This window comes from Vibrio sp. 1S139, assembly GCF_041439475.1.
In the GTDB taxonomy this organism is placed as follows: domain Bacteria; phylum Pseudomonadota; class Gammaproteobacteria; order Enterobacterales; family Vibrionaceae; genus Vibrio; species Vibrio crassostreae_C.
The window spans coordinates 86,756-110,262 of record NZ_JBGOOD010000007.1; the positions used below are offsets into that span (position 1 = coordinate 86,756).

General features: G+C 43.8%; 20 protein-coding genes and 1 pseudogene. 13 read left to right on the forward strand and 8 right to left on the reverse strand.

Going from position 1 to position 23,507, the window contains the following annotated elements:
* Nucleotides 1–63: 63 nt before the first annotated feature.
* The 3 genes from ACED46_RS04400 to ACED46_RS04410 form a co-directional block, all read right to left on the reverse strand.
* A complete protein-coding gene (locus ACED46_RS04400; RefSeq protein WP_102332033.1) occupies nucleotides 64–846 on the reverse strand; it encodes a siderophore-interacting protein in 783 nt (260 codons plus the stop codon).
* Between the two features lie 200 nt (nucleotides 847–1,046).
* Nucleotides 1,047–2,525, reverse strand: coding sequence for a peptide MFS transporter (locus ACED46_RS04405; RefSeq protein WP_371720969.1), 1,479 nt, complete (start codon nucleotides 2,523–2,525; stop codon nucleotides 1,047–1,049).
* A gap of 416 nt (nucleotides 2,526–2,941) precedes the next feature.
* The gene (locus tag ACED46_RS04410) at nucleotides 2,942–4,312 is read right to left on the reverse strand and encodes an L-serine ammonia-lyase (RefSeq protein WP_017059518.1); all 1,371 of its coding nucleotides are present in this window, start codon (nucleotides 4,310–4,312) and stop codon (nucleotides 2,942–2,944) included.
* Nucleotides 4,313–4,668: 356 nt separating this feature from the next.
* Here ACED46_RS04410 and ACED46_RS04415 point away from each other — a divergent pair, with 356 nt between their 5' ends.
* Nucleotides 4,669–5,547: a YdcF family protein gene (locus ACED46_RS04415; RefSeq protein WP_102428804.1), complete on the forward strand. Its 879-nt coding sequence runs from the start codon at nucleotides 4,669–4,671 to the stop codon at nucleotides 5,545–5,547.
* Between the two features lie 154 nt (nucleotides 5,548–5,701).
* On the opposite strand, the gene ACED46_RS04420 is transcribed toward ACED46_RS04415, so the two are convergent.
* Nucleotides 5,702–5,962: a DUF333 domain-containing protein gene (locus tag ACED46_RS04420; RefSeq protein ID WP_102332036.1), complete on the reverse strand. Its 261-nt coding sequence runs from the start codon at nucleotides 5,960–5,962 to the stop codon at nucleotides 5,702–5,704.
* A gap of 302 nt (nucleotides 5,963–6,264) precedes the next feature.
* Here ACED46_RS04420 and ACED46_RS04425 point away from each other — a divergent pair, with 302 nt between their 5' ends.
* The 5 genes from ACED46_RS04425 to ACED46_RS04445 all read left to right on the forward strand — a co-directional run bounded on the left by ACED46_RS04425 (nucleotide 6,265) and on the right by ACED46_RS04445 (nucleotide 11,606).
* On the forward strand, nucleotides 6,265–6,783 hold the full coding sequence (locus ACED46_RS04425; protein ID WP_102332037.1) for an NUDIX hydrolase: 519 nt from the start codon (nucleotides 6,265–6,267) through the stop codon (nucleotides 6,781–6,783).
* A gap of 228 nt (nucleotides 6,784–7,011) precedes the next feature.
* Nucleotides 7,012–8,775 carry an ABC transporter ATP-binding protein gene (locus tag ACED46_RS04430; RefSeq protein WP_371720970.1) on the forward strand — a complete coding sequence of 588 codons (1,764 nt, stop codon included), beginning with the start codon at nucleotides 7,012–7,014 and terminating at the stop codon, nucleotides 8,773–8,775.
* Nucleotides 8,769–10,553 (forward strand): ABC transporter ATP-binding protein, encoded by a 1,785-nt coding sequence (locus ACED46_RS04435; protein WP_371720971.1) that lies wholly within the window; start codon nucleotides 8,769–8,771, stop codon nucleotides 10,551–10,553. Before ACED46_RS04430 ends, ACED46_RS04435 begins: the two co-directional genes overlap by 7 nt.
* 235 nt (nucleotides 10,554–10,788) lie before the next feature.
* A complete protein-coding gene (locus ACED46_RS04440; protein WP_371720972.1) occupies nucleotides 10,789–11,055 on the forward strand; it encodes a hypothetical protein in 267 nt (88 codons plus the stop codon).
* 116 nt (nucleotides 11,056–11,171) lie between these two features.
* Complete coding sequence (locus tag ACED46_RS04445) at nucleotides 11,172–11,606, forward strand: hypothetical protein (RefSeq protein WP_048616918.1); 435 nt, start codon at nucleotides 11,172–11,174, stop codon at nucleotides 11,604–11,606.
* 80 nt (nucleotides 11,607–11,686) lie between these two features.
* Here ACED46_RS04445 and ACED46_RS04450 read toward each other — a convergent pair whose 3' ends face one another.
* Nucleotides 11,687–12,202 (reverse strand): cytochrome b, encoded by a 516-nt coding sequence (locus ACED46_RS04450; protein ID WP_371720973.1) that lies wholly within the window; start codon nucleotides 12,200–12,202, stop codon nucleotides 11,687–11,689.
* A 276-nt stretch (nucleotides 12,203–12,478) separates the two neighbouring features.
* Between ACED46_RS04450 and ACED46_RS04455 the strand changes: the two genes are divergently transcribed.
* Together ACED46_RS04455 and ACED46_RS04460 are read left to right on the forward strand one after the other, a co-directional pair.
* Nucleotides 12,479–13,318, forward strand: coding sequence for a tetratricopeptide repeat protein (locus ACED46_RS04455; protein WP_017067625.1), 840 nt, complete (start codon nucleotides 12,479–12,481; stop codon nucleotides 13,316–13,318).
* A 161-nt stretch (nucleotides 13,319–13,479) separates the two neighbouring features.
* A complete protein-coding gene (locus tag ACED46_RS04460; protein WP_371720974.1) occupies nucleotides 13,480–14,736 on the forward strand; it encodes a peptidoglycan DD-metalloendopeptidase family protein in 1,257 nt (418 codons plus the stop codon).
* Nucleotides 14,737–14,842: 106 nt separating this feature from the next.
* Here ACED46_RS04460 and ACED46_RS04465 read toward each other — a convergent pair whose 3' ends face one another.
* Together ACED46_RS04465 and ACED46_RS04470 are read right to left on the reverse strand one after the other, a co-directional pair.
* Nucleotides 14,843–15,163, reverse strand: coding sequence for a heavy metal-binding domain-containing protein (locus ACED46_RS04465; protein ID WP_004730185.1), 321 nt, complete (start codon nucleotides 15,161–15,163; stop codon nucleotides 14,843–14,845).
* A gap of 36 nt (nucleotides 15,164–15,199) precedes the next feature.
* The gene (locus ACED46_RS04470) at nucleotides 15,200–16,147 is read right to left on the reverse strand and encodes a LysR substrate-binding domain-containing protein (RefSeq protein ID WP_371720975.1); all 948 of its coding nucleotides are present in this window, start codon (nucleotides 16,145–16,147) and stop codon (nucleotides 15,200–15,202) included.
* A 91-nt stretch (nucleotides 16,148–16,238) separates the two neighbouring features.
* Here ACED46_RS04470 and ACED46_RS04475 point away from each other — a divergent pair, with 91 nt between their 5' ends.
* On the forward strand, nucleotides 16,239–17,264 hold the full coding sequence (locus ACED46_RS04475; RefSeq protein WP_371720976.1) for a DMT family transporter: 1,026 nt from the start codon (nucleotides 16,239–16,241) through the stop codon (nucleotides 17,262–17,264).
* A gap of 42 nt (nucleotides 17,265–17,306) precedes the next feature.
* Here the strand turns inward: ACED46_RS04475 and ACED46_RS04480 are convergent, their stop codons facing one another.
* The gene (locus tag ACED46_RS04480; RefSeq protein ID WP_371720977.1) at nucleotides 17,307–20,330 is read right to left on the reverse strand and encodes an HD domain-containing phosphohydrolase; all 3,024 of its coding nucleotides are present in this window, start codon (nucleotides 20,328–20,330) and stop codon (nucleotides 17,307–17,309) included.
* A 321-nt stretch (nucleotides 20,331–20,651) separates the two neighbouring features.
* Here ACED46_RS04480 and ACED46_RS04485 point away from each other — a divergent pair, with 321 nt between their 5' ends.
* From ACED46_RS04485 to ACED46_RS04500, 4 genes and pseudogenes are all read left to right on the forward strand, one after another.
* Nucleotides 20,652–21,398: a phosphatase gene (locus ACED46_RS04485; RefSeq protein WP_017059533.1), complete on the forward strand. Its 747-nt coding sequence runs from the start codon at nucleotides 20,652–20,654 to the stop codon at nucleotides 21,396–21,398.
* Between the two features lie 144 nt (nucleotides 21,399–21,542).
* The gene (locus tag ACED46_RS04490) at nucleotides 21,543–21,938 is read left to right on the forward strand and encodes a cytochrome b562 (protein WP_371720978.1); all 396 of its coding nucleotides are present in this window, start codon (nucleotides 21,543–21,545) and stop codon (nucleotides 21,936–21,938) included.
* A gap of 301 nt (nucleotides 21,939–22,239) precedes the next feature.
* Entirely contained in the window at nucleotides 22,240–22,590 is a 351-nt protein-coding gene (locus ACED46_RS04495) for a hypothetical protein (RefSeq protein ID WP_017064798.1), read from the forward strand.
* Between the two features lie 111 nt (nucleotides 22,591–22,701).
* Nucleotides 22,702–23,451: pseudogene (locus ACED46_RS04500) on the forward strand (PepSY-associated TM helix domain-containing protein); the annotation flags it as partial.
* Nucleotides 23,452–23,507 lie beyond the last annotated feature (56 nt).

Here is a 23,507-nt window from a genome sequence, read left to right on the forward strand (position 1 = left end):
GAAACAAACTTCGTTAAGGGCGTTTTCTCTTTATCTAGTAAGAAGCTGTAGGTAGTAAAAGACTTACCCCGCTAAATCTTGAGCATCTTGCTGTTTCAACACTTTGTGGCCATCTTCAGTGACACCACGTTTCCAGTAGCTGCTGATGTAGATGTTCTCTTTCGCGACTTCTTTTTCGTTGCGGAAGTATTGTCTTAGCTCACGCATGCTTTCAAATTCACACGCTGTCCATATTGAAACCTGACCTTCTAACCATTCTGTGTTGCGCACGGTTTGTGAAAGTGACTCTGAGGTTTCATCTTCAATCAACCAGGTTACTTTGATACCTTGAGGAGTCTCAAGTACCTGCTTATCTGCTGCTGAGTTGATCTGAATGATAGCGTGACCAGTTGCTGTTTCTGGGAGCGTTTTTACTTTTGCAGAAAGCGCAGGTAGGGACGTCATGTCTGCAACTAAGAAGAACCAGTCTGACTCTAGGTTAAGCCCCTGAATTAAACCAGGACCAGCCACTGAAATAGTGTCACCCACTTTCGCGTTCATTGCCCACCTTGCAGCAAAGCCACACTGCAAATCTTTAGTGATGTGACGAACGAAATCGACTTCAATCCATTGCTCTACAGGATTGTACTGACGAATGGTGTAGGTACGCATGGTTGGGCGCTCACCTTCGTTTAGCTGGCTTAAATCAGTCGTGCCAAGTGGCGAGAATAAAAGCTTGATGTAGCCGCCGGCACATTCTGTTGGGTATTTACTTAATCCCTCACCGCTAAGCGTTATGCGCTGCATGTTTGGAGTAATTGTTGAGGTTTGAGTAACGGTTAATGTGATAGGGCTAGGCTTGCTCATATAAGGCTCTCTTAGATTTGGATTTCCACATCATAATCCTGAACTAAAAAACACTCAATACTAATAGTTATCATTTACTTTTATTTACACATGTACTACCTAACTTATACGACAGATCCTATTGAGAAACGGATCCTACAAAAAAGAGCCCTTTAGAAAACTAAAGGGCTCTTAGGATTGGTTTGACTCAGCGAACAGAATTAGCTGTTTGCTTGCTCTAGTTCAATCGTTTCTTCAGCGGCTTTCGCAGCTTCTAGCATCTTACGAATAATGAACGATGCTGCCATTGCGATACCTACCATCACGACGGCAAGAACAGTCAGCATTTGGAAGTAATCACCGTAAACCGTTTGCACGATCTCTTGTGTGATCTCTTGACCTTTCTCTAGTGCAATAGACGTTGAGAATACCGCGCCAACAATGCCTGATAGTGCGATAGCAACAGAGAACAAGCTTACTGAGAAGTTTTCAATGTGCTTAGGTGCAACAGACAGGATGAAGGCTACAACCATTGAACCTACAATCACTTCACCGAATGCTAGGAAGAAGTGAATCGCTAGGAAGACTTCTGGGCGGATCAGAACATCGTCACCAACTGTCGTTACTGCCATCGTAAGGATACCGAAAGCGATAGCCGTAAGGATGAAAGAGAAACCGACTTTGGTTGCAGTTGAGAAGTTAATGTTTTTCTTTTCTAGGTTAGAGAAGATACCCGCGATGATAGGGCCAGCAACCATACACCATAGTGGGTTCATTGCCATTGAAGCTTCAGGTGCGACAGGGATGAAACCAAATAGATCGCCACGCATTGTGTTGATCGCTACCATTGTCATCGAAGTCATCATCTGACCGTAGTACACGAAGAAACATGTCGTCAGGAATGTGATGATTAAAATAGTGCCCATTTTCAGCATGTCTGATTTCTTCGATTTCATCATCAAAGAGACAAAGTAGATGATCGCTGCACCACCGATTGCATACACGATGTTTTGGCCAATATCCATGTTAGAGAACATGAAGAATACCAAGCCGATCATTGCTGCAGAAAGACCAAGGAACGCTGCCCAGTTTTTAGTGTTTACTGGTTTTTGGTCGATTTCAGCACTTGCTTCAACAAGGCCTTTGCGAACAAAGATCATCATCAGAAGCGCAGCACCGGCTAGAACCGCTGAAAGAAGGAAACCACCGTGGAAACCAACAACAAGCACTAGCATTGGGAACAGGTATTGGCCTAACAGAGCACCAATATTGTTTACTGAGTAGTTGATTGGGTAGCAGTTCTCAAAATCTTCTTGAGTTTTGAACGTGCGTTTGTAAAGACTTGGGTAAGAAGGGGACATCAAACCACGTGCATAACTTGCTAACGCAATACCACATAATGCCATCGGAACATTGGTTGCTGCTGCACCAAGTACCAGTAGAACGTAACCACTTGCGAACCCTAGGAAGGCAATGGTTAAAGATCGGTAAGCGCCTAAAAACTTGTCGGCGATAAAGCCACCTGCGATAGCAAATAGCGGTCCGATTGCAGAGAAAGCACCAACAACCATCATGGTGTCGGCTTCATTGTAGTTCAGATCTTCAAGGAAGAAACGAGTCAAGATCACCATGACGCCATAGAACGAAAGTCCGAACATCATTTGGCAGAACATCATTGATTTGTTTAATCTATTCCACATTATTTTATTCTCATGTTTGTATTAATATGTAGTGTAATTACCCGATATATAATATCATTAGCAGTAATACATAAACTGAAACATCTGTCCCAAACAGAACTTTACTCGATATATCTTTTCTTATGAGTGCATTCATATTTCTCATGAATGAGATTTGCAACGTTAGATTTTGCAAGTGGATGCATGGCGGTATGAAATTTAGCCATCATCATTTGTGGCTAAGTAATGAACTAATAAAGGGAAAGTTAGAGGTAGTCATTCTGTAAGTTATTTTGAGTGAGTATCACTTTCAATTAGCTGTTGGGCTTTAGCCAATAAAAAAGCCAGCTTGGTGGCTGGCTTTGTTGAGATATTGAAAACTAAGTTTACAAGAATGCTGTCTCTATAGAGGCTTTCTCCACTCGTGTTCCTGTCTTTTATTCACAAGGTGGTGCCATGTGGATCACGGCTAGGCCGCCTAGAGAAGTTTCACGGTACTTCTTGTTCATGTCTTTACCTGTTTGATACATGGTCTCGATAACCTTGTCTAACGAGATAAGACACTTGCTGGTACGTTTCAACGCCATGCGCGATGCATTGATGGCTTTCATTGCACCCATTGCGTTACGTTCGATACATGGCACCTGAACAAGGCCACCGATCGGATCGCATGTCATGCCCAGTGAGTGTTCCATCGCGATCTCAGCGGCAATACAAATCTGTTCGTTGCTACCACCACGTAGGGCAGTTAGGCCTGCTGCGGCCATTGATGAAGAAACGCCGACTTCACCCTGACAACCTACCTCTGCGCCAGAAATCGAAGCGTTGGTTTTGTATAAGATGCCGATTGCGCCAGAGACTGCCAAGAAGTCTTTAAGCTGCTTGGTGTCTAGCTCCTTGATGAAACGATGGTAGTACATCAATACCGCAGGAATAACCCCAGCCGCACCGTTGGTCGGTGATGTCACGACCTGACCGCCCGCTGCATTCTCTTCACTCACGGCAAAGGCAAATAGGTTAATCCAATCCATGATCTCCATTGGATCGTTTTCAATCGAGGCATTCGCTTCAAGCTTTTTAAGCAGAGCAGGTGCTCGACGAGTGACTTCTAGGCCGCCATCAAGGATGCCTTCCGTGTCAAAGCCACGCTGCATACACAGAGACATCACCTTCCAAATTTGGTCGGCTTTCTGGTCAATCACATCCATACCTTGGAATGAAACTTCGTTACGTAGAATTAAGCCACCAAGGCTCAGTCCTTGTTGTTCGGATAGTTCAAGCAACTGATCAGCAGAAGAGAAAGGGAACTCAACTTGAGTTTCTGCTTCCTGTTTGCCGTTTTGTAGCTCATCAGCGGTTGCGATAAAGCCACCACCAATCGAGTAGTAGGTTTCCATATCCAGAAGGCTGCCGCTTTCGTTAAAGGCAGAGATAGTCATACCATTTTCATGCAGCGGAAGGTTGGTCTTGTGGAAGAGCAGATCGCTTTCTACATCGAAATAAATTTCATGGTTACCGCTAACCAATAGAGATTTATCTTCAATCGCCTTACGCATTGCTTGGTTAGCACTGGTGATTTTAATGGTGTCGGGGCGGTTACCTAGCAAACCTAACAAGGTCGCTCTGTCTGTGTGGTGACCAATACCCGTCAATGATAACGAGCCGTATAAGTCGATTTGAATACGCTTCACTTGCTTAAGCTGAGCATCAATTTTTTGGGTAAAGTTAAACCCAGCGATCATTGGTCCATTTGTGTGGGAGCTGGATGGTCCAACCCCAATTTTGTAGATATCAAAAATAGACAGCATAGTAACTTCCTGTGAAGACGGTTCGATGGACGAACTCTGTGCAAAATTTGTATTTGGTTAGTTGCACTTCTTTGAGTGAACCTGTTCTGTGGGTGAAACAGTTATGCGATAGAGCGTATTCATTGATTGAAAGGGCTCTTTTATCGACTAGTGCTAACAAGCATAGAGCGATGAAATACAAGAGCGTGCTATGTTTGCTGTAAAGCGACACGTTTATTCTTGTATTACCTAAGATGTCGCTATCAATAGTGAGCATTATTGCGAGCAACATATAAGAATTTCAAAATACTTTTGTTAACAAGTATTGTATACATAATTCACTCCATCTAATCCCCAAAACGAGACTTGAACATAAAATGAGCATTAATCACCTCCTTATTGTGCTGGGTAAGCGACTTAATGAGAATAAATTGACTGATGAAGGAATCAGTCGAGTTGATGCTCTGGTTGAATATCTTGCTGAGCTTTTGGTAGAAGAGTCGAATCAGCAAACTGCGGTTGCATTTTGTGGTGGAGTGACAAAGGGCCAGACAATCTCCGAAGCTGATGCAATGCACGCGTATTTTCGAAATCTGGAAAGTCAATGTGAAGTTCCGTTTATGCTGAGTGCAGTTTTACTAGAACAGCTTTCGACAAATACAGTAGAGAATATTCAAAACCTAGCTTCGGAAATGATTGACAGTGGATTGTTTACTCGTGGGCAGAGTGTACGGGTAACATTCATTTCTAATGACTATCACTTGCAACGTATTTTTGACATCCAGATGTTGATGGACGAGCAAGGTTTGCTTAAGGTTCTAGTCGAGAAGTGTTCTGCACTTGGGGTAGAGCTGCAAATAGATCGTCAGCTAGAGGCTCATGTTGCGGTGCCATATCCTCATCAAAGTACTCAAGGGCAATTGTTTCTATTGATGGATGTACTGACGACCTACCGAGTCTATCTTGAAGGTGTCTCTGCGGGCGCATTTGAGAGAGACTTGGAGTCCGTAAGGCGTGAGCCTGAAAGGTTGTCCTTGGAAGCACTGATAGCCGCAAAGGAACTCGTTGGGCGTTCATCTCACTTTGAAATTGTGGACAGTTTACTCCCAATATTGGAGCGCTGTATCCAGCAAACTCCTGTCGATACTGACATAAAAAAAGTCAGGGAATATCTAGCACTGCTAGATACTAACCTGACTTTATTGAACCGTTATTTAGATCCGGAATCGGATCTCACACATCGCTGGTGGCGATAGGTGATTATTTCTTTCTCGTGATGCCAATAACGGCCTTTAAACTCGCAAAGGCAATCAGACAGTAAGCTCGAAGCTTTGTGCCTTCTTCTGCTCACGCGAACGTAATCACCGCCCGTCACATTGGCCAAAAGGCTCATGTGTTGTATTACAGTGATTAACTTTGGGTTTCTGAATCTTGCTCGTGGTGGTTGCGGTAGTATTCCCACTGCTCAATGCGTTCACCGTCATCGAATACACAGTAAGTTGTACGCTGATTGTTTTCAGTAACCGTGTCTAATTCACCGTCTTGTTGAACACAATAAACCGCTGCTGGGTTAGCGACTGAAACACGTTGGCCCTCGCTATATTCTGCATAGTCGTTTGCACAACCGCCTAATACAACGGCACATACAGCCATCAAACCAATTTTCTTCATGTCTATCTCCTACGTGATAACTCTATAATCGAATGCGTTAAGTTCTACAGAACCAAATGAGAAGCTCTATGAAATTAGTATATTTTAGATTTCAGAAAAGGTTGTCCTAATTTGGTCAAGATATTGAAATAGGTTGATATTTCTTCATGTTTAACGACTTTTTGAGTGTTAGATCAAGCTAAGTGGATTCAAGTTACCGTAGGAATATCCCCGTCCGATCCGTTCTGGTTAGCGGTTGTGAACCTCGAATCTATTGATGATTATGATATGATGCCGCCAAATTCAGTAGAGCAGTCAGAATCATGAGACACCTAAAAACAACCATCCATCCTGATATCGACCATCTAGACAATAAAACGGTCTATAAGCGCAACGCTGCCCGTGCCATTGTGTTAGATGGTGAAGACATTCTGATGCTGTATACAGAGCGTTATCACGACTACACCATTCCTGGTGGTGGTTTGGATGAAGGGGAAGATGTGATCGCAGGTATGGTTCGTGAACTCGAAGAAGAGACTGGCGCGAAGAATATCCATAGCATCAAGCCGTTCGGCATTTTTGAAGAGTTTCGTCCTTGGTACAAAGATGATGCAGACATGATGCACATGATTTCTTACTGCTACTCATGCAAGATCGATCGTGAGCTTGGTGAAACGGCTTACGAAGATTATGAAGTGAAAAACGGGATGAAACCGGTGTGGATTAACATTCATGACGCAATTGCTCATAACGAGAAGACTATGGCCGAGAGCCCTAAAAAGGGCATGAGTATTGAACGTGAAACCTTTTTGCTGCATTTGATTGCCAAAGAGATGCTTTAGCCGTTATCAATACTAGCCTGCTAAGCTATTTATTTGCCGCCACTTTTGGCGGCAAAGTTGTTTCTAGCAATGCTAAAACTTAATACCCGAAACTAATTATTGAATATGGTTGATATTGTCAACTAAGTGTTTTTGATGTATCTTTACCTCAGCGATGAACCTATCTAGCTTAACTGCCCGGTTATATCGTTAAATCTCGCTGTGAGCCTGCCCTAAACAAAGAATACTATGAATAAAAGACAGTTTATTGCCCATTATCTGCGCATGAATCGCACCTCGTACTTATTGGCGATTGTGTTCATCTTTCTCGTCAACTGGTTACAAGTAGAGATCCCTCGCTATATCCAATTGGCGATAGATTTGATTGATGATGCCTCTTCAACTGGCCACCAACAGCTTCAAACCTATGTTTGGATTGTGGTCGGGATGTCGGTTGCCATGGTGGTGGTGAGAATTCTGTCTCGTATCTATGCGCTTAATCCGGGGCGAATTACAGAGGCCGCACTTAAAAGTACACTTCTACAAAAGTTGAATCGCTTACCGAGCAGCTTTCACGAACGCTTTGCTTCGGGTCGACTGATCTCGATTATCAACAATGACCTTAGTGGCATTCGACTGCTGTTTGGTGTCGGCTTCTTGCAGTTCTTCAATGCCTTGCTTGCGTTGTCGTTGACGCCTCTTTACATGTGGCGCATATCGCCAGAACTCACACTGTATTCGATCATTCCTATCTCAATCGCTTTTGTGATTTTCCGTGTGGGCTTCAAGCGTATGAAAGCGCTGCATTTAGAGCACATGAAGCGCCTACAAAATCTGTCTGCTCAGCTAATGAGTTACCTGTCTGGGATTGATCTCATTAAGAGCCAGCAGATGTCACCTTGGGTGAAAGCTGAAACTGAAAAACTGAACCAGTTATTGCTTGAATGCCGCCTTAAAATTACACGCATTCAAGTCTTCTTTATGCCGGTACTCGACTACGCCAATGACCTGATGAAAATCATCATTCTTGGGCTTGGTGGCTACATGTTAATGAGACAGGAACTCACACTTGGTGAGATTACCGCCTTTCTGACTTACTCAGTTTTGCTTGCTATGCCATTGATGCAACTTGGCAGAATCGCGACCATTTATCAGCGAGGCATGGTCGGTATCCAAAGTGCACAAACCATTCTTAATGCCAAAGTCCCAGAGCTAGATGAAGATAAGCTTACTGAATTAGATGTTGAATCGCTGAAGGGAAAAACGTTTTCCGTTCGCAATCTCAGCTTCAGCTATTCAGGTGAAGAACGCGTGATTCTCGATGACATCAGCTTTGATATTCCAACAGGTAAGAAAGTGGGTGTGTTAGGCGGGATCGGAGCGGGTAAAACGACATTAGTGAACTGCTTAAACCACCACTTGGATGTACCACAAGGTTCTGTTTTCCTTGGTGAAAGAGATGTCACTAGCTTCTCACGCAGTGACTTACGCCGTTACGTGAAAACCGTGACTCAAGACCCTTACCTGTTTTCAGCAACCGTCGAAGACAATATCCGCTTTGGTAGCCTAGATACCGATTTGGCAAAGAGTCAGGTTGATGAAGTGCTAGAGCTCAGCCAGTTGGCTAGTGATGTGACACGTTTTGAACACGGCGATCAAACCTTAGTCGGTGAGAAAGGGATCATGTTGTCAGGTGGTCAGAAGCAGCGCTTAAGTATTGCGCGTGCTTTATTGCAACCCACCGACCTGATCATCATGGATAACGTTCTATCGGCTGTCGACTATGAAACAGAACGTAAGATCTTGGAAGGTTTGTTTAAACGTTTGGAAAATCAATCGGTTCTTGTGGTTTCACACCGCGTTAATGCCCTTGAATATATGGATGAAGTCATCGTGTTGAACGAAGGTAAAGTGATCGCGAAGGGCGACCACGCCACGTTATTGAAAACCTGTGATTACTATTACGATACATGGCAACTACAGCAGAATGAAACGGAGGCAGCAGCATGTTAAAACGTGTTGATCTCAAGTACCTCAAGCACTTTTTTAAGTTTGCTAAGAAATACAAAGGCTCTGCGATTCTGGGCATCGCTATGCTTCCTCTTTCTGTCATCACGAGCTTGTTGTTCCCTTGGCTGATCATTCAAGTGATCGATGTTCACCTGAGTCACGGGGATATGGATGGTCTGCTCGAATACGTCTTCTATCTCGTTGCCGTGCTGGTGGCGAGTTATGTGGTGGATACCACCTATTCGTACAATCTGCGTAAAACTGGTCAATACACGATAACTGACATGCGCTCAGTATTGTTTGCTCGCGTGCTCAAACTACCGCGCAGCTATTTTGATAACACACCGATTGGGGTAACGCTTTCACGATTAACCAGTGACTTGGAAACCATCGGCGAGACGTTTGTTCAGTCGGTTGTAGGGCTAGTTAAAGACAGCATCAATACCATTGCTCTGTTGGTGATGATGTTCTTCATTGATTGGCAGTTAACGATGATTGTATTGATCATTATGCCGCCAGTGATGTATTTGACGGTGTATGTGAGAAACCGACTTCGTGCTCTCTATAAGGTGACTCGTTCTTCTCTCGCTCGCGGTATTGGCTTTTTACAAGAAGTCTTATTTGGCATGAAAACCGTTCAGATGTACCGAGCGGAAGAGCAAGTCGAGCAACGCTACCAAGGCTATACCGATGAGTTTTTAAGAGCGCAGAAGAAGATCAATAAATACGATGCGATTTTGTTCTCGTTTATCTCCGGCATCACTTCAATCACTATCGCGATTATGATCTGGTATGGCTCTGAGCAAGTGATAGAAGGAGCGCTCACCTTGGGTGTGCTGATTGCGTTCATCAATACTTTAGAGAAAGTGTTTGTTCCGATCCGAGACTTTACTTCGCAGATCGCTTCGATTCAGAGTTCATTTGCAGCGTTTGACCATATCGAAGAACTGTTTGTTGAGCCGACTGAAGAGGAAGGGCGTAACCTGCTGCCATCTAACAAGGTTGAGAAACAGCTTGAACAGTTTGTGAGCCTAGAGTTTAAGAACGTAAGCTTCCGCTACAAAGACGACTCTCCCTACGTTCTAAAGAATGTCTCGTTTGTATTGGAGAAAGGGCATCAAATCGCCCTTGTGGGTTCGACGGGTTCGGGCAAGTCGACGATTCTGCGTCTGATCTCTAAAACCTACCAAGATTATGAAGGCAGCATTTTGTTGAATGGAATAGAGCTGTCACAGATCTCAAGTGAAGACTCTGCTCATTTGTTCTCAATGATGATGCAAGACGTGCACTTATTTGAAGAGACCATTCAATTCAATATCGCGCTGGGCAAAACGCATCTATCTAGAACTAAGGTTGAACAGGCGGCGCGCTATGTTTATGCCGATAAGTTTATTGAACAATTGCCACAAGGTTATGACTTCCACTTGGAAAAGAACGGTTCCAACTTGTCTGTAGGGCAAACGCAGCTTATCTCGTTCGCTAGAGCGGTTGCACAGGGTGGTCAATTGATGATGCTTGACGAGGCGACCAGTTCGGTAGATTCAATCACCGAAGACCTGATTCAAAAAGCAATGCAGCGCCTTTTCAAGGAAAAAACTGTGATTGCGATTGCACACCGTTTGAGTACCGTTCGTCACTCAGATACGATTTTGGTGTTGGAAAAGGGTGAAATTGTTGAGCAAGGTAATCATCAACAGTTGGTGGCACACAATGGTATTTATGCTGGCTTGTTACAAGAATCGATTGTAGAAACGGGCGATTCTCAAGTAACGGTTGCTTGATCACCTCAAATCAGGTTTACCGTTATCGATACTATGAATTGGTGTTGCTTATGTTTCACCAATTTCTATTCTTTTCTAGTATTCCCAGTAGCTTAGGAAAAATAAAACATATTTTACGATTATTAATATGTTATGATCTCCCTACTACTAAAGGGGTGTCTTAGGGCATCGGGATGTATGCAAGCAAAAAGAACCGGCTTGTGTCAGTCACTTTCTGGCGAATATGGAATCGAAAATGTTGTTGGAAGAAGTTGTAGAAATTATTGAATTAACCGACTCAGACCATTTATCTCAAGCAATGGAACTGTTTAACGAGCATGGTTTTGTTGATACTGAGTCTTTACCTTTTATGAATGTTGTTTTTGAAACAGCACCAGATCAACTTGCGAAGAAGCTGTCGCAGATTGGTTTTAAAGGTTTAGTGCAAGTCGAAAAGAATGAAGATGCATCGGGCTTCACCATTATTGATACTGACCGCGTTCTGCTAAAAGATTCTGCTTAGTTGAAAGGCTCTGCTTAGCTGCAAGATTCTTCTTAATGACAAGAATAAGATTCAGCTTAGTGAAAAGACTCTATCCAGTTCAGTAACACCCGTTATGATTATTTGAGGTTAACACAGTGACAACAGCAACCGTTTCATCAACAGAACAACATATTTCCAACGAACATGCGCTTTTAGGCGCATCGTTATTAGCGTCTCAAAAAGTTGAGTTGGCTCTGTTCAGTGTGATCTCTAAATTAGCTAAAGCCCTATCAAAAGAGCAGCAACAGTCATTAGGTTTGGATTTGGATACCTTTTTAAGGGAGAAGCCAAGTGAACAAGCCTCGACTCTGAGCCGCTACGAAAATACGTTTGGTGAACAACTTCCTTTGAAGGCTAATGAACTCAACGATTTTATTTATCATCGAAACTTGGTCACTCGTGGCTTTTGGCGTGTGACTGGAGCTGATGTTAAAGGCGGTGAGAAGCTTGCTAACCCAGAGCTTTATTTAAAAGAGTTCTTGGCCAAGTGTGAATACTGGCAAGTGATGCTTGATACTCAAACCAAGTAATCAAATAGAAATAAGAAAGCCATAGCGAACATGCTATGGCTTTTTTGTTGTTTGTGCAAATTGTCTTGAATTCTTTGAATCTAGAGCATCATCTTCAATACATAGTTCCTAGAGACAAAGTGATGTTTAAGTGCGGCACTGATATGCAGCACAATTAAACAGGCTAGGGCAATACAACTGGCACGATGGAAATAGAAAAAGAAGCCGTTGATTGCAGAGTCGGTAATTAGATTATTTACGCTCACTAACCAAAATAAAGAGTACGGTTCTTTTAGCATTAAGTAGCCGGTGCTGAAAACCATAAACATCACAAGATACATCAAAGAGTGTGCAAGCTTGGCAACGCATTTTTGCCCTTCAGGCACAGAGGTTGGCATGCTTGGCGACGAGCGAAAGTGGCTCCAGATATAACGAACCACAAGCAATGGTGTCGCAACGGTCGCCAATGACATGTTGAGCACTGACAGAAAAGAAAACAGCTCTGGATGACTGGTGACATAGTGCATCACATACCCTGCGATCGTTGCATAGATGATTACATAAGCCATTACCCAGTGCAGTACACGGCTTACTAAATCGTATCGTGGATTATTCAAATTAACCTCGTTCTGATCGTTATTAATATAAGATTCATCTCGATGCAATAAACCATTTTTCGGTATATTCGCATCGCGAATTAATCATATAGAACAGTATTACGCGGTATTTTTATAATTTAGAAATTAATGATGTTGCTTCAGGTGTTTTATAATTATCAATGATGTTTTAGAGTGTTAATTCCAATATGGACATAGCAAACTTGTCGACTTCCTAGCTTGTATGCCTATTACGAGATACAGTTAGTCTAAATATAAACATATAAGGAATGTATAATGCTTCGAATCTTATTGGTTGCAGTTATCTCGGTGTTCAGCACGATGAGTTTTGCAAGCGAAGATGTTAAGTACTCGGAACAAGAGTATTTGGATAGACCGCTGATGGAACGCTATATCTTGGATGAGTTGAAGCAGCTTCGAATGGAACAGCAGGATCTTGAAAGACGCTTGACCATTCAGATGACTGACCGGGAACTGACTGTGGCAGACAAGTCTCTGAATTACGCCAATGTAACCGTAACCTACTTCTTCTACATTATTGCTGGTGTGGCCTCTCTTATCGCGCTGGTGGGTTGGCAATCCATCAAAGAGCTTAAACACACAACTCAAGACATGGCTGATAAGCGACTTAATTCTATCGCTCAAGACTATGAGAAGAAGTTTAATGTTCTTGAACGGGATCTTAAGCGCAAGACCAGAATCATTTCCGACAACAACCGCGAAATTGAAATTATCAATGAGATTCATAACCTATGGTTGAGAGCACAGAACGCACAAACGGCAGAGCAAAAAATTGAAATCTACGATGAAATACTGAAGGTTCGTCCTGGAGATTTAGAAGCACTTACTGCCAAAGCTGACGCTGCTATGGATATACAGGAATACCACTGGGCAATGAGTCTTTGTAACCGTGTATTAGAAGTCGATGACCAAAATGCTCATGCCCTGTATCAACGTGCTTGCGCCTATGCTCGATTAGGGGCAGAAGGTCAAGCTATCGATGACTTAGAGCGCGCTATTGAAGCCAGTGGGTCCATGAGAGAGCTGCTAACTGAAGAGCCGGACTTTGAGATGCTGCGAGGCTTAGAACGCTTCGAAGTACTTCGTGAAGAGTAATATGAGGTAAAGATCCGTGTTAACTAAGGTGGTGGGCTTTGCATGCTCACCATACTTTCACACCTATCGCGCTATGGTTTCTTACATTTCATTTATTTTTTTGATTTAATTGTTATGTTATAACACTTTCTAAGTTCCTCGTTATAACCGCTAAGTATTTTATGAAGTTCCTCCGTATTGGTCTGATCGTTACTGCGATCAGCGCATTTTCCCTTGCTGCTTTGCTCTCTTTTCACTCCAAACCAGCACCAGAAATCTCTATCAAAATAACACCTTACCAAGGTTCTCAACCTAATGATAAGGAAGTCATCGACTCGCAAGCGACTCCCAACTCTTTGGTTAAGGTCCATTATTTTGTGAAAGTTGGCGATACCCTCAGTAACATATTCGAGTCATGGAATCTGCCTTATGAAACGGTTCATAAGATCATGGAAGCGGATCTTGAATCTTTGAAACTCGATACGATAAAACCTGGTGACCATCTAGAGTTGCTTTTGGATAGTGACTCAAAACAGCTTGTGGAGCTGATTTATCACGAGAGTTTGGTTGAGCAAGCAGCCTTTACTCGAAGCGATGATGGTAGCTTCACCTATAAATTCCACGAGATCCCAGGCGAATGGAAAGAAAAACTCTATGCGGGTAGTGTTCACGGTAGCTTTTCAACGTCAGCCTACAAAGCGGGGTTAACTACTAACCAGATAGCCAATATCACCCGCACGTTGAAAGATAAAGTTAACTTCGCTCGTGAACTAAGAGCAGGTGACAGCTTTAATGTACTGGTCAAAGAGCAGTACACGGATGATCACCTAACGGGTAAAACAGAAATTCAAGGTATCTCAATTCAATTAAGAAACCGAGAAGTCGCAGCTTTTCTAGCACCAGATGGTCTTTTTTATGACAGAGAGGGAAATAGTCTAGAGCAAGCCTTTGATAGATACCCAGTCGACAGAAAATTCCGAAGAATCACTTCTTCGTTCAATCCGACACGAAGACACCCAGTAACTGGGCGAATCTCACCGCACAATGGTACCGACTTTGCGACACCTGTTGGTTCACCTATCTACTCAACTGGTGATGGTCGAGTGGTGGCACTTCGTGACCACCCGTATGCTGGTAAATATTTGGTGATTGAACACAACAGCGTATATACGACGCGTTATCTTCACTTGAGCCGCTTCTTAGTTAAGAAAGGTCAGCAAATTAAGCGAGGTCAGAAAATTGCGCTATCGGGTGCTACTGGTCGTATTACTGGCCCGCACTTGCACTTTGAGGTATTGGTTCGTGGTCGCGCCGTCGATGCGATGAAGGCGAACTTACCAATGGCAAGCTCAATTATGCCTAAAGATAGAAAAGAGTTTTTGGCTCGAATTGCCTCTTTTGATGCCATGCTCTCTGAGCCCGCAGATCGTGCGAGTTAGAGATATTCAAGCCTAGTTTGGCAGCGAATACAATAACGCCCCTTAGTTAGCGATTTAGCTAAGGGGCGTTTTTCTAGGTAATCGCATGATTTAGCGAGTGATTCAGTTAAGCAACCACCACCGCAGTGCCACTAGCAGACACCATCAGCATGCCATTGCCTGTACCCAATACTTCGTAATCAATATCTACGCCTACCACCGCGTTGGCACCCGCTTCAATCGCTTTCTGTTCTAACTCTTTGAACGCGTAGTTACGTGCTTTTTCCAGTTCTTTCTCGTAGGTGCCAGAACGCCCACCCACAAAGTCACGAATTCCTGAAAACATATCTTTGAAAACGTTCACCCCTAGAATGGCTTCTCCGGCAATAACCCCTTTGTAATCGACAATGCGTTTGCCTTCGACTGATTGTGTGGTGGTAATAATCATAATGGCCTCTTGTAAGCTTGCTGAGCTGTTACTCGCTTATTGGTTGATAGTTTGGTCTTGGTCTTGAATGTCATCGTTCAGTGCTGTCTCTGAGCGTGTGAATTCATGTCTTAACCATGTTCTCAGTTTTAGCACACTTTCTTGTTTTAATTTGTTTTTTGGGCAAACAAAGTAAAAATCTTGGTGCGGGTTAGCAACCGGTTTACCCAGTTCGACAAGCATCCCGTGGCTGATGTCATCCTTCACAAACAAGCGATGTGTAACCAATACGCCTAGTGAACGAATCGCAGCTTGTACTGCTTGAATGGAGACATCGAATGTCAGGTTGCTATGGAATGTGGGCATTGGGATTTGGTAATTGTCGCACCACACTTGCCAGTCGTGTTGTCGCCTGAGGTTAAAAACGCCAATGGTCGGGTTTTGTTTGACGAGTTGTTCGACGCTCAATCCGGTCTGGTTTTTTAATATCGTAGGGCTACACACCAAGATTAGGTCATCGTCGCCCAGTTTCTCGCTGTAATATTGTTCCCACTCGTTGGGTTTGCCATGTACAAGCGCAACATCGACCCCTTCCTGCTCGATATCGAAAGGGCCAGTTAAGGTGGAAATACGAATATCGAGTGAGGGAGCGAAGGCTTGGAAGTCGGGAACTCGTGGGATCCACCAGTGCATCGCTAGCGAATTGACCATGTTGAGGGTAATGCGGTGGTCGTTAGGCGTTCTGGCAAGCTCTTCGGTCGCCTCTATCACTTGCTCAAGTGCGGGAGCAACTTTGCGGTAATATCGCTTACCTGCGGCATTTAGCACAACACGGCGACCTACACGTTGAAACAGCGGTTTGTTGACCAGTTGCTCCAGTGACTTGATAGCTTGGCTTACCGCAGAGTGACTGACGTACAATACCCGCGCGGCGTCGGTCATGCTGCCAGTCTCAGCAACAGCAATGAAAGCATAAACGGATTTAAGCGGAACGAGTTTTTTCATTGGTAAGTTTTCCTTACAGTTATAGTTAATATTACTCGCTATTTTTCATTACGTCACGCCTCTAAAATAGATGTCATAGGAGGTGATAATTATGTCTGATATTACCAAGGCAACGACTTTCATGTTGTTGTCGACGTTCAGTTTGTCTTTAAGTGGCTTGATGGCCAAGTATCTATCTGAAGTGATGCCCACTTCGTTACTCAGTTTTGTGCGTTTTTTGTTACCCAGTCTGTTTTTATTTCTTTTCCTGACCTTTTACAAAATCAGCAAGCCGACACGAGAAATGTGGAAACCTTTGGTGATGCGGGCGATCTTTATGGTGGCGTGTCAGTGGTGTTTCCTTACTTCACTGCAAACCTTAACGCTTGTTGAAGGGGTTGTGTTGTTCAGTACGGGGCCTCTGTTTATTCCATTGTTAGAAAAGTTAATATTTAGAACCAAGATTCATACAACGACGATAGTGTGTTTAGCTGTCACCTTTGTTGGCGTAGTGATGATGGCGGGGGATTGGTCGCAGTTTGAGTTGGGTTCGGAGTTCTTTAGACCTGCGCTTCTGCTTGGGCTTCTCGCGGGGGTATTTAATTCTGGCTCGCAAGTGAGTTTGTACCGAGCGTCTAAAACCAGCCTGACTCCGGCAGAGCTTAACGCGTGGACCTTTTTAGTTGCGGCAATTATTGTGATACCAATGGTGGTGTTTACTTCTGTTTCTGCGGTGCCTGATGTACTTGAAAGTGCAGAGAAAGGAACCTTGTCGGCGTTGCTGTCTTTTGACGATTTACGCTGGATTGTTCTCGGATCACTTGGTCTTGCACTGTTTACCATCAATACCCAAATCTTCCGTTCCAAGGCGTATAAGCTTGCAGACAGTGGCTCCCAGTTGGCACCTCTGATTTTTACTAACATGCTGTTTAGCGCGCTTTGGCAGGGCTTGTTCTTTGATGATGTGTTTTCTACACAGCAGATGATTGGCATTAACCTGATTGTCGTGGCGAGCATCACCAATACATTGCTGGTAAAAAGACACAGCAAGGCGAAAGCCAAACAAAAACCGCACACCACAGTGGCTGTAGCGACTGTAGTGGACGTTGCGGTATTGGAGTCGGCAGCTAAAAGCTAACCATTGAGTTATGGCTTATCCTCTGAATGGTTAATTTAAAACTTAGAACAATGAGCGTATGTATTCTTTTACTCGGTCGATGTGTTCGTGCGGGTCAATCTCGCAGCGTTGGTTCATTTCTAGGAATCGCTCAGCGTATTTATCGTAGATTTTGTTTTCCAAAAACAGTAAATACAACTTGGGATCGATATGACCGCTGGTGGCCATGTCGGTCATGATGTTGAGTGATTCGCTTAAGAGTTTACCTTTCTTATAAGGGCGATCACTAGAGGTGAGCGCTTCAAAGACATCAGCAATTGCCATTGCTCTGGACGGCAGAGGTAACTGGTCTTCGTTTAAGCCTCTTGGGTATCCCTTACCGTCGATACGTTCGTGGTGTCCGCTGGCGATATCCGGAATGTTTTGAAGGTAAGGCGGGTAAGGCAACTTGTTGAGCATGGTGAAGGTTTGGATAATATGATCGTTGATCATGAAACGTTCTTCATCGTTTAGCGTACCACGGCGTACTTTCAAATTGTGCAGTTCACCTTGGTTGTATTTAACTTCTCCGGGCTTAAGTACAAACGCTTCTTGCCATACATCGGCAGGGTTAAAGCCATTGTCCCAAGGTATTTTATGCTCCGGTTTGTCTGCAAGCAGAGGCTCCATGACAGGCAAACCCTTTTCCTGACTTGTTGGCTCAGTTCTCTCTTTCTCAACCGACTCTTTTTGGGTATTAAATCTCTCTTTTTCAGACCAAGACAAACCCAATTGATCATCCAGTGTACGTTTCCATTGGCGTTTGGCTATTTGATCTAAGCGTTCTAGCTGCTCTTCCGTCATAGATTCGCCGCCAAGATTACACTCAGCAACGAAGGCAAACTCCTCATCCAGTTCAGACAGGCTTTGTTCGAGTATTTTGAGTTGTTCTTCTTGTAGTGCACCGTTCGCCATCGCTTTCCAGTAATCGGTTTCCGCTTGCTGTTTCAACAACTCAAAACGCATTCGCACTTCGTGGATTCGGTCGTAAATGGTTTCCAGTTTTGTTGCCTTATCTACCACATATTCAGGCGTGGTCACCTTGCCGCAGTCATGAAGCCAAGCGGCGAGCATCAACTCTTCCCACTGTTTACTGTCCAATGAGAATTGCGGGTAATAGCGGTCATCATCTATGGTTGCTTGAGTTAGCCATTTGGTGAGCTCAGGCACTCGTTGGCAATGCCCGCCCGTATAAGGTGACTTGGTATCAATCGCCGATGCAATCAGCTCAATAAAGGCATTAAGCATGTCTTTTTGTTGCTGCATTTGGTCGATGTTGTCTTTCGCTATTTCCGCAAAGCTGAGCAACTCTCTTAAAAAGGCGTGCTTGTCTGCCTGCATCTCGGTAATTGGTCTCTCATAGCCAATTGCCACAATCCCTACCAACAGTTTCTCTCGGTTTAATAGTGGAAATAGGTACAGGTCTGAATTGAAGATCGAATCTTGGTAATAGTTGAGAACATTGTCTTCTCTGTTCAAATGGATCGTCTCACCAGATTTAAGCTGACACAGCAACCAAGGCGTGTGTTTGATGAAGTCATTGATGTCGGCCTTAAAAGGAAGAATGGCAAGGTTGGCTGCCGTATCAAACACGTCTTTCTCTTTGGATTGAGTGAAAAGGACAATGGTTTCTGCTTTGGTAATTAAATAGCTTTGATGAGCAATGTTCTTGGCTAAGATCGAAAACTCCTGATTCCCGGCGGTGTCTCGAAGTAGGGTAATCAGATCATGAAGCGTGTGTTCCATTAGCTCAATCGAGTGGGCGAGGTTAGCCACTTCTTGAATCATGCTTTTGGGATAATGAGTACGCCTGAAGTCGAACCGAGCGATGTTGTCGGTGAGTTGCATCAGCGTATTGAGCGGCTGAGACAGTCGATTAGCAACAAACCATACGATAGCGAAGCAGATGAACAACATCCCAATCGCGACCGCAACTTGCTTGTCTCGCATCGAGATAAGATCAGCGAGCAGCTCATTGTGTGGCGTCGCTTCTGCCAAGTATAAGGTGACATTTTGAGTCAGTTGAACCGGCGTTAGCGTTAGTGCCCAAGTGTTTAAGTTGTACTCAACGTTTTTTAGATTGAGGTTAAACTTCTCTTCATCAGAGATAAGCGGCGCAATAACGGACGCTTTCAATGCTTCCATCTGTTCACGTTTGGGCACATTAAAGAAGCTTTGGTCTTGCTCACTGCCAGAGAGATTCCCCGTCGTTTGGTTGTTCGTTTGCTCAGTTTTACTTGTGTCATCAGATTGGGAGTCAGGCTTGGGTACTGATAGCTCAAGTTGATGCTGACCGAGAAGATTAAAATGTTGATCGAACAAGGCGAGTCGGGTTTGCGGAGAATAAGCTAATTCACTGATCTGAGAAGAGAGGGAACTCAACGTAAAGTCGGCACCAACCACATGCTTGCCATCGGCAGAACGCCTAGAGAGTGTAATGCCATTGGTTTGCAGGAAATAGAATAGATAGGGCTCAGAGAGTTGTATTGAGCCATCAGGCTTTGCGTTACGAAACCAAGGACGAGTGGTGGGGTTGAACTTACTCTCTGCTTGTCGAGTACTGATCACTTGATGTGCGCCATCAAGATAGGTAATAAAGTTTTCACCGTCTAGATTGGTGCTGCTGACCATCATGGTCGCTTTAGCGGGCGCGCTGTTTTCGGCTCTCTGTTTATTGGTGCTTAATGGACGAAAGATTCTGAAGTCACCATCTTCAGAACCATAAAATAGAGCGACCAAATTGGTGTTTTGCTTGAAGATGATATCGACCGAAGCAAGCCAAGAGTCTTTTTCGACAGCGGAAGTTTGATGAGCAACAAACGGGCTCACCGCCATCACATTTAAGGTTGTGATAACAGGGGCAATGGCTTGTTTAAATACTGATTCCAGTTTGTCGCGGTGCTCATTACTGATCTCGCGCACTGTGCCTAGCAGCAGCTCTTGGGAGTGCCGATAACTTATCGAAATCAATACCGCACCGACAAGTGTTGTCAAAATTAGGAAAAGGCTAGTGATGTGGATACTCAGCGGATATCGTCTTCTTCTCATCTAACACTCTGGTTTGTAGACTGGTTTAAGTATTGACGAACTTGGGTAGGTTGCAAAAAATTGGCGCAATTACCGAGTGTGTGCGGTTCGACTTAGATAAGGCCAAGCGCTGGCTGGCTCTGGTTAGCCACGTATTCCCGTGTCGTGTAAATGAACCAGTAATAAACCTTTATGTTAGGGTGCTAATTGTCACTTTCAGCTGATAAACTGGCCGAATTGTTGCCATTAGGCATTCATTTTCTGAAGTATTCTTTTCCTGAAAGAGATTCAGAGTTACTTTCTGAAAAACGTATTTTGACCGAGCGAAGAGGGCATTGATTCATGGAACTCAAAGTAGATACTCACACCCACACATACGCAAGTGGTCATGCTTACAGCACATTGATCGAAAACGCCAAGTCGGCAAAGCAAAATGGTTTAGCCATGTTTTGTACTACTGATCATTCAGAATCAATGCCGGGCGCGCCACACTATTGGTTCTTCAGCAATCAGCGTGTGCTCCCTCGTTTTATTGAAGATGTCGCAATTATTCGAGGTGTTGAGTCAAACATCATGAACACACAGGGTGAAATCGACATTCATCCGAGTGTGGATAAGAACTTGGATTGGGTGATCGCGAGTTTTCATGAGCCAGTATTTCGCCCATCGGATGTCGCTACCCATACAGAAGCATTGTTGAATGTGATTAAGGGCGGTCGAATTGATGCGCTTGGTCACTTAGGCAATCCTAATTTTGATTTCGATTTCGAAGCCGTTATTCAATGTGCGGTTGAGAACAACGTGGCGATTGAGATCAACAACACCACACTCAAAGGCAATAGCCGAGTTGGCAGTGTTGACCGCTGCTATGAGATTGCAAGAATAGCGAAAGCGAAGGGTGCATTTATTACAACAGGCAGCGATGCGCATTTCTGTTTAGATGTCGGTGGCTTAGACTTAGTCGCCGCATTGTTAGATGAAGTGGGCGTAGATTCGAGTAAAGTGATTACCCATTCGCCAAAGCAGTTCCTAGCCTTTTTGGCCTTGCGCGGTCGTAATGAAATCCCAGAATATTCAGATCTTGTTTAAGAGAATGTCGGCGGGTTTGCATTTCGACACAATCAATTTTTGTGCCTGAAAGATTTTTGTATACACTAGCCGAAAATAATAAAGTCGAAGTGCCACAGTAATGACGGCTCTAACTTCAAAGACACCGCTTCACTTGGAGAAACAATGAAAACTCGCTCAATCCTTTTATCTGGCTTAATCGCTGCTTCAGTATTGTCTGGCAACGCATTTGCTAATGTAGACCTTAAGAAAAACATGCAAGAAATGAAGCTTGCGTTCAAACAAGCGGCAGAAGCTCAAAGCATTGAAGAGATGCAAAAGCCTATCGTTCGTTTAGATACGCTAGTGGCAGAGCTGAAAACGGGTGTTTACCCAGTCGAGAAAGAAGACAACTTCATGGAAGGCTTCAAAAAGATCAGTGCATCACTGGATAGCATTGAGCAGAAGCTAGACCAAGGTGACTTAGCGTCGACACAGCAAGAACTTCGTACTATTGATTGCCTTCGTGAAGAGTACCATGAGAAGCGTAACCCAAGCATCTGGAGCAAGATCTTCGGTTAATTCGTTAATCATGAACGTTTGCTAGATAGGTAACAAAGAGCAAACCTCAAGATTCGATTTCTAAAACGCCGCCTTACATTACCCTCTTTCGAGGAAGGTGTAAGGCGGCGTTTTTATTGTCTCTTTTATCGAAAGCCTGCTGCAAAGAGATGAGTATTACTTTCTTAGCTTTAGTGTTGTAACCAGTATTTAACGAAAAAGAGTGTGCGTTAGCTTCAATTTTTTAACTTGCTGTTAATCTTTACGTTTACCTATATTCCAAGTCCCTCATAATAAGGGAAATTTATAAAGACTTGGAATAATGCGCCGAACCTCGTTCAACTTCTTCATGTTACTTGCAACAGCATTAAGCTGGGCGCTAGTGACATTAATGCCTGTTATCAATGCTCATGGTAATAGTGCGGGAGTATGGGCGTCGTTATGTACGGTCAATGGCTTTGAATTGGTTCAAATCGAAGAAGGCGAACCTAATACTCATAAAGGAAAGCCGTGTCCGTTTAGCCATTTTTCCACGTTTCACCAAGATGAACTTCCCACTACACTACTGACAACTCGACTGAGTTCTATTGTCTCCGACAGCTACGCTTTTTTGGCTCTAAGCGAACGCTACACGAGGCAAGCCCCGCGCGGCCCTCCCTTTGTTATTGCTTAAACCTAACCCATTAAAATAATTAAAAAATAAAGTATTAAGTAAAGTTAAACATGCTCAGATTACTTTCTGATTTTTCAGAAGGTATGTTTGCGTGTGTCAAAGGAAATTATAATGTTGAGAAATGAATCTCAAACCCCTGCGAAAGCACAAGCAACTTCGCAGTCTAAAAGCAGTGCAACAACCGGTTCGGAAACCAATATAAAAAGCAAAGACCGCAATAAAACCCTCTATTTCCTCACATGGCGCTGGCACTTCTATGCTGGGCTATTTGTTATCCCGTTTATGTTAATGCTGAGCATTACAGGTTTGGTGATGCTGTTTGATGATGAAATCGAATTGACTTTCCACCACGAAGCCCTAGAGATTGTTGCATCGGGCGAGCCGATTAAAGTGTCACAACAGTTAGCTGCAGTACAACTTCAATACCCACAAGGTTCGGTTACCCAGTTTGTTCCGAGCAAAGCTCCTGATCTGGCTAACCGCTTTTCGGTAGCACTTGTAGACGGCACATCGGTCTTCGCCACGGTAAATCAATATACGGGCGAAGTGGTCGGAGAGATTCCGCGTAGCGACAGCCTGTACCAACTCGCGAATGACATTCACGGCACTTTGTTGATTGGTGATTGGGGTGATTATCTAATTGAAGTCGCAATAAGCTTGTCTATTCTGTTGCTCATCAGTGGTATTTACTTATGGTTACCTAGAGATAACGCGAGCCGCGCTGGTTTTCTTAAGCTTCGATTTGGTTCAGGAACGCGTATTTTAATGCGTGATCTGCATGCGAACATTGGAGGTGTGTTATCGCTCGTTCTGTTGTTGTTTATTCTGTCTGGATTGGCATGGACAGGTTTTTGGGGCGGTACATAGACAGAACCTTAAGCACTAAGCTCAGCGTAAATTCCGTCTAACGTAATGTT

Bases quoted from the DNA above. Each gene is read 5' to 3' on its own strand.
- ACED46_RS04400 (WP_102332033.1), bottom strand. From the start codon at position 846: ATGAGCAAGCCTAGCCCTATCACATTAACCGTTACTCAAACCTCAACA.
- ACED46_RS04405 (WP_371720969.1), bottom strand. From the start codon at position 2,525: ATGTGGAATAGATTAAACAAATCAATGATGTTCTGCCAAATGATGTTC.
- ACED46_RS04410 (WP_017059518.1), bottom strand. From the start codon at position 4,312: ATGCTGTCTATTTTTGATATCTACAAAATTGGGGTTGGACCATCCAGC.
- ACED46_RS04415 (WP_102428804.1), top strand. From the start codon at position 4,669: ATGAGCATTAATCACCTCCTTATTGTGCTGGGTAAGCGACTTAATGAG.
- ACED46_RS04420 (WP_102332036.1), bottom strand. From the start codon at position 5,962: ATGAAGAAAATTGGTTTGATGGCTGTATGTGCCGTTGTATTAGGCGGT.
- ACED46_RS04425 (WP_102332037.1), top strand. From the start codon at position 6,265: ATGAGACACCTAAAAACAACCATCCATCCTGATATCGACCATCTAGAC.
- ACED46_RS04430 (WP_371720970.1), top strand. From the start codon at position 7,012: ATGAATAAAAGACAGTTTATTGCCCATTATCTGCGCATGAATCGCACC.
- ACED46_RS04435 (WP_371720971.1), top strand. From the start codon at position 8,769: ATGTTAAAACGTGTTGATCTCAAGTACCTCAAGCACTTTTTTAAGTTT.
- ACED46_RS04440 (WP_371720972.1), top strand. From the start codon at position 10,789: ATGTTGTTGGAAGAAGTTGTAGAAATTATTGAATTAACCGACTCAGAC.
- ACED46_RS04455 (WP_017067625.1), top strand. From the start codon at position 12,479: ATGCTTCGAATCTTATTGGTTGCAGTTATCTCGGTGTTCAGCACGATG.
- ACED46_RS04460 (WP_371720974.1), top strand. From the start codon at position 13,480: ATGAAGTTCCTCCGTATTGGTCTGATCGTTACTGCGATCAGCGCATTT.
- ACED46_RS04465 (WP_004730185.1), bottom strand. From the start codon at position 15,163: ATGATTATTACCACCACACAATCAGTCGAAGGCAAACGCATTGTCGAT.
- ACED46_RS04470 (WP_371720975.1), bottom strand. From the start codon at position 16,147: ATGAAAAAACTCGTTCCGCTTAAATCCGTTTATGCTTTCATTGCTGTT.
- ACED46_RS04475 (WP_371720976.1), top strand. From the start codon at position 16,239: ATGTCTGATATTACCAAGGCAACGACTTTCATGTTGTTGTCGACGTTC.
- ACED46_RS04480 (WP_371720977.1), bottom strand. From the start codon at position 20,330: ATGAGAAGAAGACGATATCCGCTGAGTATCCACATCACTAGCCTTTTC.
- ACED46_RS04485 (WP_017059533.1), top strand. From the start codon at position 20,652: ATGGAACTCAAAGTAGATACTCACACCCACACATACGCAAGTGGTCAT.
- ACED46_RS04490 (WP_371720978.1), top strand. From the start codon at position 21,543: ATGAAAACTCGCTCAATCCTTTTATCTGGCTTAATCGCTGCTTCAGTA.
- ACED46_RS04495 (WP_017064798.1), top strand. From the start codon at position 22,240: ATGCGCCGAACCTCGTTCAACTTCTTCATGTTACTTGCAACAGCATTA.